Annotated in this window: 9 protein-coding genes; 5 read left to right on the top strand and 4 right to left on the bottom strand. The window is 62.6% G+C overall.

All coding sequences use genetic code 11. The annotated features are described in order from the left end of the window. Window positions 1–6: 6 nt before the first annotated feature. From VRS74_RS03475 to rpoB, 4 genes are all read right to left on the bottom strand, one after another. A complete protein-coding gene (locus tag VRS74_RS03475) occupies window positions 7–294 on the bottom strand; it encodes a PilZ domain-containing protein (protein WP_354143852.1) in 288 nt (95 codons plus the stop codon). A 149-nt stretch (window positions 295–443) separates the two neighbouring features. Then, the gene (gene gltX / locus VRS74_RS03470; protein WP_354143851.1) at window positions 444–1,793 is read right to left on the bottom strand and encodes a glutamate--tRNA ligase; all 1,350 of its coding nucleotides are present in this window, start codon (window positions 1,791–1,793) and stop codon (window positions 444–446) included. Window positions 1,794–1,888: 95 nt separating this feature from the next. Further along, entirely contained in the window at window positions 1,889–6,187 is a 4,299-nt protein-coding gene (gene rpoC, locus VRS74_RS03465) for a DNA-directed RNA polymerase subunit beta' (RefSeq protein WP_354143850.1), read from the bottom strand. A gap of 66 nt (window positions 6,188–6,253) precedes the next feature. Further along, window positions 6,254–10,420 carry a DNA-directed RNA polymerase subunit beta gene (gene rpoB / locus VRS74_RS03460; RefSeq protein WP_354143849.1) on the bottom strand — a complete coding sequence of 1,389 codons (4,167 nt, stop codon included), beginning with the start codon at window positions 10,418–10,420 and terminating at the stop codon, window positions 6,254–6,256. 436 nt (window positions 10,421–10,856) lie between these two features. Here rpoB and VRS74_RS03455 point away from each other — a divergent pair, with 436 nt between their 5' ends. The 5 genes from VRS74_RS03455 to rplL all read left to right on the top strand — a co-directional run bounded on the left by VRS74_RS03455 (window position 10,857) and on the right by rplL (window position 13,065). Continuing rightward, entirely contained in the window at window positions 10,857–10,985 is a 129-nt protein-coding gene (locus VRS74_RS03455) for a hypothetical protein (protein ID WP_354143848.1), read from the top strand. Window positions 10,986–11,012: 27 nt separating this feature from the next. Further along, entirely contained in the window at window positions 11,013–11,570 is a 558-nt protein-coding gene (locus tag VRS74_RS03450) for a DUF2975 domain-containing protein (protein WP_354143847.1), read from the top strand. Beyond that, the gene (locus tag VRS74_RS03445; protein ID WP_354143846.1) at window positions 11,570–11,794 is read left to right on the top strand and encodes a helix-turn-helix domain-containing protein; all 225 of its coding nucleotides are present in this window, start codon (window positions 11,570–11,572) and stop codon (window positions 11,792–11,794) included. Before VRS74_RS03450 ends, VRS74_RS03445 begins: the two co-directional genes overlap by 1 nt. A gap of 296 nt (window positions 11,795–12,090) precedes the next feature. Further along, the gene (gene rplJ / locus VRS74_RS03440) at window positions 12,091–12,606 is read left to right on the top strand and encodes a 50S ribosomal protein L10 (RefSeq protein ID WP_354143845.1); all 516 of its coding nucleotides are present in this window, start codon (window positions 12,091–12,093) and stop codon (window positions 12,604–12,606) included. A 78-nt stretch (window positions 12,607–12,684) separates the two neighbouring features. Next, complete coding sequence (gene rplL, locus VRS74_RS03435) at window positions 12,685–13,065, top strand: 50S ribosomal protein L7/L12 (protein ID WP_354143844.1); 381 nt, start codon at window positions 12,685–12,687, stop codon at window positions 13,063–13,065. Window positions 13,066–13,142 lie beyond the last annotated feature (77 nt).

Here is a 13,142-nt window from a genome sequence, read left to right as displayed (position 1 = left end):
GAGGCCTCAGGCCGCGAGGCGGCTGAGGTGTTCGAGCGTCGGCTCGTATAGCGGCTCTTCGAAAGCAATCCCGGCGCGCTGGTCTTCGATCCAGATCACTTCGGCAGGCTGGAAGCCCAGGCCAGGCAGCTTGACCGACACCAATTCGCCGGGGCGGATGGACCAGGAACGTGCATCGACCATGCAGCCGCCCAGGCTGATGTCGAGCACCGGCAGCTGTAGCTTCATGCCCGAACGATAGCGCACTTCGGCACTGTAGTTCGCAGCAAAGCGATCGTTCTGTCTGCGCTCCATCGCAAGGTTCCCTTAGCTTCAAACACGCTGAATTGCTTTGCCTGGAGTAACGCAACGCAATTGCCAATCCGATGACGATCATGCCCTCTAATTGGTTAACAAAGAGCGTTTCGCGGAGGTGAAGATCGGGCCGTGCGACCCGCGCAGGCTCAACCGTGCGCTGCCTTTTCCAGTCGCGCGCGCGCTTCCGCCTCGCCGATCAGCGGCAGCAGTTCGCCCATGTCCGGCCCATGGTCCATGCCGGTGAGCGCCTGGCGCAGCGGCAGGAACAGGGGCTTGCCCTTGCGCCCGGTGCTGTTCTTCAGCGCGGCGGTGAGCGCATGCCACGGATCATCGCTCCAATGGAGCTGGCGCGCGGCCTCCGCCAGATAGGCGCGATCCTCGGCGGAGAATTCCACCTGGTCGATCGGGCCGGTTACGAGCCGCCACAGCTCGATGGCCTCATGGACGGTCGATAGGTTCGGCCTCACCGCATGCCAGCCTGCCTCGTCCATTCCGGCGGGCAGGCGATCTTTGACAGTATCGAATTCCATCTGGTGGACGATAGCGGTGTTGAGGCGCTCGAGTTCGGCATCGTCGAACCGGGCCGGGGCGCGGCCGAAGGTCGAAAGGTCGAAGCTCTCGATGAGCTTCGCACGGTCGGTGATCGGCTCGACCGGCTGCGACGTGCCGAGCCGCGCAAGCAGGCCGATAAGCGCTTCGGGCTCGATCCCCTTCTCGCGAAAGGCGTCGCAGCCGAGCGATCCGAGCCGCTTCGAGAGCTTGCCTTCATTGCCCACCAGCAACGCTTCATGCGCAAACTCGAGCAGCGGTTTTGCTGCAGCAAAACCTGCAGCATAAAGTGCGGTAAAGATTTGAATTTGAACAGCTGTGTTCGAAACGTGGTCTTCGCCGCGAAGCACGTGCGTCACATCCATGTCGACATCGTCGACCGCTGAAGGAAGCATATAGAGCCAGCTGCCGTCGGCGCGGCGCACGACCGGGTCGGACAGCTGGGCAGCGTCGAATTTCTGCGCGCCGCGGATGCCGTCAGTCCATTCGATCGGTTCGTCATGGTCGAGCTTGAATCGCCAGTGCGGTGCGATGCCTTCGGCTTCCTTGGCTGCGCGCTGCGCGTCGCTCAGGTCCAGAGCACCGCGGTCGTAGATCGGCGGCAGGCCGCGCCCGAGCAGCACCTTGCGCTTGAGGTCGAGTTCCTGCGCGGTCTCGTAACAGGGATAGACCCGGCCAGCGGCCTTCAGCACCGCAAACGCTGCCTCGTAGCGGTCAAGCCGTGCCGACTGGCGCCCCTCGCCCTCAGGCTCGATGCCCAGCCAGGCGAGATCGGCGCGGATCGCCTCGACATATTCCTCGCGCGAACGCTCGGCGTCGGTGTCGTCGATCCGCAGCAGGAAGCGCCCGCCATGCTTCTTCGCGAGCATCCAGTTATGGAGCGCTGTGCGGATATTGCCGACATGCAGCCGGCCGGTTGGAGAAGGCGCGAAGCGGGTAGTTGTCATGGCAAGAGCCGTTAGCCGTATTGCTTGGAAAAACGAAGCCCCGCCGGATCGCTCCGGCGGGGCTCTTGTCCGTTAGCCGAAAGGCCAGGCGAGGATTACTCTTCGCCGTCTTCCGCAGGCGCCGCGGGCGCCATCGCTGCCATTGCCGCCTTCATCGCTTCTTCCGAAGGGATGGCGTCGGCTTCGGGCTCGGGCTCCGACTGGCCGGATGCGGTTAGCGCATCCTGCTGCTTCTTCCACGCGGCGCGCAGAGCGGCGTCGCGGCTCGAAGCGGTGACCCGCATGCGGTTCATGCCCGCGCCGGTACCTGCAGGGATCAGGCGGCCCACGATCACGTTCTCCTTGAGACCGATCAGCGTGTCCTTCTTTCCTTCGACCGCCGCCTGCGTGAGCACGCGGGTGGTTTCCTGGAACGACGCGGCCGAGATGAAGCTGCGAGTCTGGAGCGAGGCCTTGGTGATGCCCAGCAGCACCGGATTGCCGGTGGCCGGCTGCTTGCCCTTGGCCAGCTTCGCGTTGATCGCATTCATCTCTTCGAGGTCGACCTGTTCGCCCGGCAGCAGGGTGGTGTCGCCACCATCGGTGATCTCGACCTTCTGCAGCATCTGGCGAACGATCACCTCGATGTGCTTGTCGTTGATCTTCACGCCCTGCAAGCGATAGACTTCCTGGATCTCGTTGACGAGATATTCGGCCAGCGCCTCCACGCCGAGCACTTCCAGGATGTCATGCGGGTTGGGCGAACCGGAGATGAGCGTATCGCCCTTCTTCACATAGTCGCCTTCCTGCACGTCGATCACCTTGGTCTTGGGGATCAGGTATTCCACTGCATCCCCTTCCTCCGGCACAATCGCGATCTTGCGCTTGGCCTTGTATTCGCGGACGAATTCGATCTTGCCCGAAATCTTGGCGATGATCGCATTGTCCTTGGGCAGGCGCGCTTCGAACAGCTCGGCAACACGCGGCAGACCGCCGGTGATGTCGCGCGTCTTGGCGGCTTCACGCGAAGCACGGGCAAGGATGTCACCCGCCTGCACTTCCTGGCCGTCTTCGACCGAGAGCGTGGTGCCCGGAGCGAGCATGTAGCGCTGCGCTTCGGTTTCCTCGCCCTTCTTGCCCTTCTCTTCGCCGAGCAGGGTAAGGCGCGGACGCAGGTCTTCCTTCTTCTTGCGGCCGATCGCCCGGTTTTCGGTGACGACGCGCTGGGCAATGCCGGTCGCTTCGTCGACCCGCTCTTCCAGCGTCGTGCCTTCGACCAGGTCCTGGTATTTCACGATGCCCGACTGTTCGGTGATGATCGGCAGGGTGAACGGGTCCCACTCGGCCAGGCGATCGCCTTCCTTCACCTTGCCGCCATCCTTGTGCATCAGCACGGTGCCGTAAGGAACCTTGTGGATTTCGCGTTCGCGGCCTTCGGCGTCGATCACCGCGATCTCGCCGTTGCGGGCGAGCGAGAGGATCCGGCCACGCTTGTCGGTGATGGTCGGCATGTCGCGATAGACCACGGTGCCGTCCGAAATCGCCTCAAGGTGCGAGGTTTCGTTCAGCTGCGCCGCACCGCCGATGTGGAAGGTACGCATGGTCAGCTGCGTGCCCGGTTCACCGATCGACTGCGCGGCGATCACGCCGACAGCCTCGCCGATGTTGACCGGCGTACCGCGAGCGAGATCGCGGCCATAGCAGGTCCCGCACACGCCCTGTTCGGCTTCGCAGATCAGCGGCGAGCGGATCTTGGCCGACTGCACTTCGGCTTCCTCGATCGCCTTGACCATCGGCTCGTCGAGCAGCGTACCGGCCTTGACGATGACTTCGCCGGTCTTCGCGTTGACGAGGTCTTCGGCCACGGTGCGGCCGAGGATACGTTCGCCGAGCGAAGCGATCACCGAACCGCCCTGCACGATCGCACGCATTTCGAGCGCGTTCTCGGTGCCACAATCGTTTTCGACGATCACGCAGTCCTGCGACACGTCGACAAGGCGGCGGGTCAGGTAGCCCGAGTTCGCCGTCTTGAGCGCAGTGTCGGCCAGGCCCTTGCGGGCGCCGTGGGTCGAGTTGAAGTATTCAAGGACGGTCAGGCCTTCCTTGAAGTTCGAGATAATCGGCGTTTCGATGATCTCGCCCGAAGGCTTGGCCATCAGGCCGCGCATGCCGGCGAGCTGCTTCATCTGCGCCGGCGAACCGCGCGCACCCGAGTGGCTCATCATGTAGATCGAGTTGATCTGCGCTTCCTTGCCGTCGTCGCCGATCGGGCGGGCCTTGATCTTGTCCATCATGGCGTCTGCCACCTGGTCGCCGCAACGGCTCCAGGCGTCGATCACCTTGTTGTACTTTTCCTGCTGGGTGATCAGGCCGTCCTGGTACTGCTGCTCATAGTCAGCCACCAGCGCCTTGGTCTGCTCGACCAGTTCGACCTTTTCGGCAGGAATGATCATGTCGTCCTTGCCGAAGGAGATGCCGGCGCGGAATGCGTGGCGGAAGCCTAGCGCCATGATGGCGTCGGCGAACAGCACGGTGTCCTTCTGGCCGGTGTGGCGATAGACCTCGTCGATCACGTCGCCGATGTCCTTCTTGGTGAGGAGGCGATTAACGATATCGAACGGAACCTTGTGGTTCTTCGGCAGGCATTCGCCGATCAGCATACGGCCCGGCGTGGTGACGAAGCGCTTCATCGACACATTGCCGGTTTCGTCCGCCTGCGGCACGCGCGCGATGATGCGGGTGTGTAGTGTGACCGACTTGACCTCGAGCGCCTGGTGCACTTCGGCCATGTCGGAGAAGCGCGGCAGCTTTTCGATCTTCTCGCCGCCCTTTTCCTCGATGAATTCGGGCGTCTTTTCCTGGCGTTCCATCGACAGGTAATAGAGGCCCAGCACCATGTCCTGCGAAGGCACGATGATCGGCTTGCCGTTGGCGGGCGAGAGGATGTTGTTGGTGCTCATCATGAGCACGCGCGCTTCCAGCTGCGCCTCGAGGCTCAGCGGGACGTGCACGGCCATCTGGTCACCGTCGAAGTCGGCGTTGAAGGCGGCGCAGACCAGCGGGTGCAGCTGGATCGCCTTGCCTTCGATCAGCACGGGCTCGAACGCCTGGATGCCGAGGCGGTGGAGCGTCGGCGCGCGGTTGAGCAGCACCGGATGCTCGCGGATCACCTCGTCGAGGATGTCCCAGACTTCCTTGCGTTCCTTTTCGACCCACTTCTTCGCCTGCTTCAGGGTCATCGAAAGACCCTTCGCGTCGAGGCGCGCGTAGATGAACGGCTTGAACAGTTCGAGCGCCATCTTCTTGGGCAGGCCGCACTGGTGCAGCTTGAGTTCGGGACCGGTCACGATCACCGAACGGCCCGAATAGTCGACGCGCTTGCCGAGCAGGTTCTGGCGGAAGCGGCCCTGCTTGCCCTTCAGCATGTCGCTGAGCGACTTGAGGGGACGCTTGTTGGCGCCGGTGATCACGCGGCCGCGGCGGCCGTTGTCGAACAGCGCGTCAACGGCTTCCTGCAGCATGCGCTTTTCGTTGCGCACGATGATGTCGGGCGCGCGCAGCTCGATCAGGCGCTTCAGGCGGTTGTTGCGGTTGATCACGCGGCGATAGAGATCGTTGAGGTCCGACGTCGCGAAGCGGCCACCGTCCAGCGGCACCAGCGGGCGCAGTTCGGGCGGAATGACCGGGATCACTTCGAGGATCATCCATTCGGGGCGATTGCCCGATTCGATGAAGCTTTCGACGACCTTGAGGCGCTTGATGATCTTCTTGGGCTTGAGCGCGGACGTGGTGGTCGCGAGTTCTTCCAGCAGCGCTTCACGCTCGGATTCGAGGTCGAGGTCCATCAGCATGTGCTTGACCGCTTCGGCGCCGATGCCGGCGCTGAACGCGTCTTCGCCATACTCGTCCTGGTATTCGAGCAGCTCGTCTTCCGACAGCAGCTGGTACTTGTCGAGCGGGGTCAGGCCCGGCTCGATCACCACGTAGTTCTCGAAGTAGAGGATCCGCTCAAGCTGCTTGAGCTGCATGTCGAGCAGCAGGCCGATGCGCGACGGCAGCGACTTGAGGAACCAGATGTGCGCGACTGGCGCGGCCAGTTCGATATGGCCCATGCGTTCGCGGCGGACCTTGGTCACGGTCACTTCCACGCCGCACTTTTCGCAGACGACACCCTTGTACTTCATGCGCTTGTACTTGCCGCACAGGCACTCGTAATCCTTCACGGGGCCGAAGATGCGCGCGCAGAACAAGCCGTCACGCTCGGGCTTGAACGTGCGGTAATTGATCGTTTCCGGCTTCTTGATCTCGCCGAACGACCAGCTGCGGATGCGCTCGGGCGAGGCAATGCCGATCTGGATCTGGTCGAAGGTTTCCGGCTTGGCCAGGTGGTTGGTGAATTTGGTCAGTTCGTTCATTTTTCGTGTTCCCTTACGGGTGAAATCTAGGAGCGGAAGCGGAGGGGCCGAGGAGGCCCGCTCCGATTATTCCGCCGCCTCCGGCCATTCGTCCTGGTCTTCCTCGTCCTCGCCAAGCGACTTGAGTTCGACGTTGAGGCCGAGCGAGCGCATTTCCTTCACAAGCACGTTGAAGCTTTCCGGAATGCCCGCTTCGAAGGTGTCGTCGCCCTTGACGATCGCTTCGTAGACCTTGGTACGGCCGACCACGTCGTCCGACTTGACGGTGAGCATTTCCTGCAGGGTGTAGGCAGCGCCATATGCCTGCAGCGCCCAGACCTCCATTTCGCCGAAGCGCTGGCCGCCAAACTGCGCCTTGCCGCCCAGCGGCTGCTGGGTGACGAGCGAGTAGGGGCCGATCGAACGGGCGTGGATCTTGTCGTCGACCAGGTGGTGGAGCTTCAACATGTAGATGTAGCCCACGGTCACCTTGCGGTCGAACGGCTCGCCGGTGCGCCCGTCATAGAGCGTGACCTGGCCCGAAGTGTCAAGCCCGGCCTTTGCGAGCATGTCGGAAACGTCCGCTTCGCGCGCACCGTCGAACACCGGGGTGCCCATCGGGACACCAGCGGTGAGATTGCCGGCGAGTTCGATGATCTCGTCGTCCGAACGGGCCTTGATCTCGGATTCGTGGGTCTCGCCATAGACGTCCACGAGCTTCTCGCGGACCGCCTTGGGCGGCTTGGCGGCTTGCGGATCGGGGTTGGCGTCGCGCCATTCCTCGAGCGCCGCGGCAACCTGCTGGCCAAGGCCGCGCGCGGCCATGCCGAGGTGCGTTTCGAAGATCTGACCGACGTTCATGCGCGAAGGCACGCCCAGCGGGTTGAGCACGATGTCGACCGGGGTCCCGTCTTCGAGGAAAGGCATGTCTTCCTGCGGAAGGATCCGCGAGATGACGCCCTTGTTCCCGTGGCGGCCAGCCATCTTGTCGCCCGGCTGCAGCTTGCGCTTCACCGCAACGAAGACCTTGACCATCTTGAGCACGCCCGGAGCGAGTTCGTCGCCACGTTCGAGCTTCTCCTTGCGGTCCTCGAACTTGTCGTCGATGCCCTTGGCGGCTTCGTCATACTGGCTCTTGACCGCTTCGATCTGAGCCTGCCGGTTGTCGTCGGCCACCGCGAACTTGAACCATTCGTGGCGTTCGATTTCCTCGAGCAGTTCCTCGGTGATCACCACGCCCTTCTTCACGCCCTTGGGCGCTGCCGAGGCGGTCTGACCCATCAGCATGTCCTTGAGGCGGTTGTAGGTCGCACGGTTGAGGATCGCGCGTTCGTCCTTCGCATCCTTGCGCAGGCGCTCGATTTCCTCGTGCTGGATCGCACGCGTACGGTCGTCGATCTCGATACCGTGGCGGTTGAACACGCGCACTTCCACGATCGTGCCGGCCACGCCCGGGGGCAGGCGAAGCGACGTGTCGCGCACGTCGCTGGCCTTTTCGCCAAAGATCGCCCGAAGCAGCTTTTCTTCCGGTGTCATCGGGCTTTCGCCCTTCGGCGTGATCTTGCCGACCAGGATATCGCCCGGGTGCACTTCGGCGCCGATATAGACGATACCTGCTTCGTCGAGGTTGCGCAGCGCTTCCTCGCCGACGTTCGGGATGTCGCGGGTGATGTCTTCCGGCCCCAGCTTGGTGTCGCGGGCCATCACTTCGAATTCCTCGATGTGGATCGAAGTGAACACGTCGTCCTTCACGATGCGTTCGGAGATCAGGATCGAGTCTTCGTAGTTGTAGCCGTTCCACGGCATGAACGCGACGAGGCTGTTCTTGCCGAGCGCCAGTTCGCCGAGATCGGTCGACGGACCGTCAGCGATGATGTCGCCTTCCTCGATCACGTCACCAACCTTCACCAGCGGACGCTGGTTGATGCAAGTGTTCTGGTTCGAGCGCTGGAACTTCTGCAGCGTGTAGATGTCGACGCCCGACTGGCCGGGTTCGACATCGCCGATCGCGCGGATCACGATGCGGGTCGCGTCAACCTGGTCGACGATACCGCCGCGGGTCGCGGTGATCGCAGCGCCCGAATCGCGCGCCACGGTTTCTTCCATGCCGGTGCCGACAAACGGCGCTTCGGCGCGAACCAGCGGCACTGCCTGGCGCTGCATGTTCGAGCCCATCAGCGCGCGGTTGGCGTCGTCGTTCTCAAGGAACGGAATCAGCGAGGCCGCAACCGAAACGAGCTGCTTCGGGCTGACGTCCATCAGCGTGATCTGCTCGCGCGGAGCCATGAAGTAGTCGCCGTTCTGGCGCGCCGAGACGAATTCCTCTGCGAAGCTGCCGTCCTCATTGAGTTCGGCAGAAGCCTGCGCGACGGTGTGCTTCTGCTCTTCCATGGCCGAAAGGTAGATCACTTCGCTGGTGACCTTGCCGTCGACGACGGTGCGATACGGCGTCTCGATGAAGCCGTACTTGTTGACGCGGCTGAAGCTCGCGAGCGAGTTGATCAGGCCGATGTTCGGGCCTTCCGGCGTTTCGATCGGGCAGATGCGGCCATAATGCGTCGGGTGAACGTCGCGCACTTCGAAGCCGGCGCGCTCGCGGGTAAGGCCGCCCGGGCCAAGCGCCGAAACGCGGCGCTTATGGGTGACTTCCGACAGCGGGTTGGTCTGGTCCATGAACTGCGAAAGCTGCGAGGAACCGAAGAACTCGCGCACCGCGGCAACCGCGGGCTTGGCGTTGATCAGGTCGTTCGGCATCACGGTCGACACGTCGACCGAGCTCATGCGTTCCTTCACCGCGCGTTCCATGCGCAGCAGGCCGACGCGGTACTGGTTTTCGAGCAGCTCGCCGACCGAGCGGACGCGGCGGTTGCCGAGGTTGTCGATGTCATCGACTTCGCCCTTGCCGTCCTTCAGGCCGACCAGTTCCTTCACCACCGCCAGGATGTCTTCCTTGCGCAGCGTAGTGACGGTGTCTTCGGCGTCGAGGCCGAGGCGCATGTTGAGCTTGACGCGGCCGACCGCAGAAAGGTCGTAGCGCTCGCCGTCGAAGAACAGGCCTTCGAACAGCGCTTCGGCGGTTTCAAGCGTCGGCGGTTCGCCCGGGCGCATGACCTTGTAGATCGCTTCGAGGCCTTCGTCGCGGTTCTCGGCCTTGTCGACCTTCAGCGTGTTGCGGATCCACGGGCCGGTGTTGACTTCGTCGATGTCGAGCAGGTCGACCTGGTCGATGCCTGCCTTGTCGAGCATGTCGAGGTTCTCAGGCGCCACTTCGTCGCCCGCTTCGATGTAGATGCGGCCGGTCTTCTCGTCGATCATGTCGCTGGCAGCATAGCGGCCGAAGATTTCCTCGGTCGGCAGCAGCAGTTCTTCGAGACCGTCCTTGGCGGCCTTGTTGGCGGCGCGCGGGCTGATCTTCTGGCCGGCGGGGAACACTTCCTCACCGGTCTTTGCATCGACCAGCGGGAAAGCCGGCTTCTGGCCGCGCCATGCTTCAGCAACGAACGGAATCTTCCAGCCGTCCTTGGCGCGCTGCCAGGTCACGGTCTGGTAGAAATAATGCAGGATGTCTTCGCTATCGAGGCCCAGCGCGTAAAGCAGCGAGGTCACCGGAAGCTTGCGCTTGCGGTCGATACGGACGTTCACGATGTCCTTGGCGTCGAATTCGAAATCGAGCCACGAACCGCGGTAGGGGATCACGCGAGCAGCGAACAGCAGCTTGCCCGAGCTGTGGGTCTTGCCGCGGTCATGGTCGAACAGCACACCCGGCGAACGGTGCATCTGCGACACGATCACGCGCTCGGTGCCGTTGATGATGAAGGTGCCGTTCTCGGTCATGAGCGGCATGTCGCCCATGTACACGTCCTGCTCCTTGATATCGAGCACGGAGCGGGTTTCGGTTTCCTGGTCCACCTCGAACACGATCAGGCGCAGCGTCACCTTCATCGGGGCGGCATAGGTGATGCCGCGCTGGCGACACTCGGTGGTGTCGTACTTGGGCTCTTCCAGCTCGTAATGCACGAAGTCCAGTTCGGCAGTGCCGGCGAAATCGCGGATCGGGAACACGCTGCGCAGCGTCTTCTCGAGACCCGACACATAACCGGTCTGCTTGTCGGAACGCAGGAACTGCTCGTAGCTTTCGCGCTGAACCTCGATCAGGTTCGGCATCTGCACCACTTCGTGGATGTCGCCGAAGATCTTGCGGATGCGCTTCTTTGCAGTGCCCTGTGCCTTAGGGGACTTCGCCTTGGTAGCCATGGAGAGGAACGCCTCTTTATCTGTTAGGCCGACACCGCGTGGAGCCGGCGGCCGTGAACTCAATCGGTCACGCGTAGGGAAGTTCCGAATCCGGGACGCGAAAAGGCCGCAGCGAATGACACGCCTTCCCCGGCGCGCTGCTGCAGCACATCAAACGTCGCGAATATGGAACCTGCCGCTTCCATTCCTTGGTCGATTCCCGCGCATGAATCGGCCTTGCTCGAAGCGGGCTGGGAGTGGCGAAATAGGGAGCCGACTGCGCTTTGTCAAACCGCATGCGCCCTTCGCGGCCCGGCGAGAGCACCCCGATCCACTCGCGGTTTGAGCCGTTTCTCGCCAAACGATAAGCGAAATATCGTTTTTCAATATTATTGATTGACAATAAACCCGACCCGGATTATTGACTATCGATATCGCCGATCAAGGAGATCGATAAATGACTACCCCCTTGGAAAATCTCGCCGCTGCGGTTGCAGCCGTCCTCATCGTGATCGCCAGCTGGACTCCGCTGATCAACGTGCCGCCTGCCCAGGCCGCCGTGGTCACCGCTCCGGAACTGGCCTGATCGCAGAATAACTGGGAGCACCGGAACATGGACACTCACAAACGCGACCCGCTGCTGACCGCAGCGCAGTTGCTGCTCTATTTCTTCATCGGCGTGCTTTGCTTCGCCGTCGTGATGGTCGGCATCGGCATTCCAGCTGCGGTCATCTTTCAGGACCGTATCGTCGCCGAGGCTGCAGCGCATGGCGTTACCGCCGGGCCTGAACTGGTCGGGGCAATCCTTGTATTGCTCGTGGCCACCGCCGCTTTCCTCGCTCTCGCCGCCTATTTCCTGATCCTGCTGCTGCGCATCGTCGACAGCGTGAAGCAGGGCGACCCCTTCGTCGCAATCAATGCGGAAAGGCTCTCGCACATGGGCTGGGTCGCGCTGGTGGGCCAGTTGGCAGCCATTCCGCTTGGCGGGATGATCCTGTGGATCGCCGATGTGACCAAGGACGCCAAGGGTCTCGGTATGGAAGGGTTGCACCTCAGGGGCGACGTCGGGATCGACGGCTCCGGCATCCTGCTCGTGTTGATCCTGTTCATCCTCGCCCGTGTCTTCCGCAAAGGCGCCGAAATGCGCGAAGAGCTGGAAGGGACCGTGTGATGCCAGCCGAAGAAGGAGCAAACATCGTGGTCAAACTGGACGACCTGCTGCACGCGCGGCGCATGACCCTGACCGAGCTGGCCGATCGCGTCGGCCTCACCCTGGCCAATCTGTCGATCCTCAAGACCGGCAAAGCCAAGGCGATCCGTTTCTCGACGCTCGAAGCGATTTGCCGCGAGCTCGAATGCCAGCCGGGCGACCTGCTTGGTTATGAGGCGAAATAACGCCTTTTCCTTGACAGCAGCCGGAAAACCCGTAGAGGCCCGCCACCGATTGGCGGGTCTCTTCGATTCCGCCGGTCGTCCGTCCGAGACAGTTGGTGACCGGAATCTGCCGGTCTTAATTTCCAGCCTAGACGGGGAAACGAGATTTTCCGGCCTCCTCCATGGCGGCCTGTCCGATGCCTGTGCGGCATCCTCCTTCCCTTGTCACGGACTCGCCCGTGTCGCTTCGGCGGCATGGACAAACGTAGCCGGCCGCAGCGGAGCCATTCGATGCGGTCATAGTGAAGGAGTATGGCATGGATCGTTCGCAGAAAGCCGATGCGGTCGCCCAGCTCAATGCGGTCTTCAACGAGGTCGGCGTGGTGGTTGTCACCCGCAACCTCGGCCTGACGGTGGCTCAGTCCACCGAACTGCGCTCGAAGATGCGTGAAGCCGGTGCGTCCTACAAGGTTGCGAAGAACCGTCTCGCCAAGCTCGCCCTGAAGGACACCGACTACGTCGGGCTCGAGGATTTCCTCAACGGCCCGACCGCGCTGGCCTGGTCGACCGACCCGGTCGCAGCCGCCAAGGCTGCTGTCGATTTCGCAAAGTCGAACGACAAGCTGGAAATCGTCGGTGGATCGATGGGTACGCAGGTGCTCGACGAAGCAGGGGTCAAGGCGCTCGCCTCGATGCCCAGCCTCGACGAACTGCGTGGCAAGATCGTGGGTCTCATCAACGCCCCGGCGACCAAGGTCGCTCAGGTCGTCAATGCCCCGGCTGCCAAGCTGGCCCGTGTCTTTGGTGCCTATGGCGCCAAGGAAGCGGCATAAGGTTCATCGCACACAGCGATTTTTTCCGGGGCCGAGGAATGGACCGACGCCCCAGCCGAATTTTTGGAGTGAAACATCATGGCCGATATTGCCAAGCTTGTTGAAGAACTGTCGAAGCTGACCGTCCTCGAGGCGGCCGAACTTGCCAAGGCGCTGGAAGAAGAGTGGGGCGTTAGCGCCGCTGCTGCCGTCGCCGTTGCTGGCCCCGCTGCTGGCGGTGGCGATGCTGGCGCAGCTGCTGAAGAGAAGACCGAATTCGACGTCATCCTGACCGGTGACGGCGGCAAGAAGATCCAGGTGATCAAGGAAGTCCGCGCCATCACCGGCCTGGGCCTGACCGAAGCCAAGGCGCTGGTCGAAAGCGCTCCGAAGGCGCTCAAGGAAGGCGTGAACAAGGCTGAAGCCGAAGACATCAAGGGCAAGATCGAAGCAGCCGGCGGCACCGTCGAGCTGAAGTAAGCTTCGTTCAGCTCTAGCTGAATTCACGGAAGGGCGGTGCCGCAAGGCGCCGCCCTTCTTGCATGTGTGGCACGGAA

Source organism: Altererythrobacter litoralis, assembly GCF_036324225.1.
GTDB lineage: Bacteria > Pseudomonadota > Alphaproteobacteria > Sphingomonadales > Sphingomonadaceae > Erythrobacter > Erythrobacter litoralis_A.
Note: the sequence above shows the minus strand (reverse complement) of the source record. Positions and strands in the feature narration are given on the sequence as shown.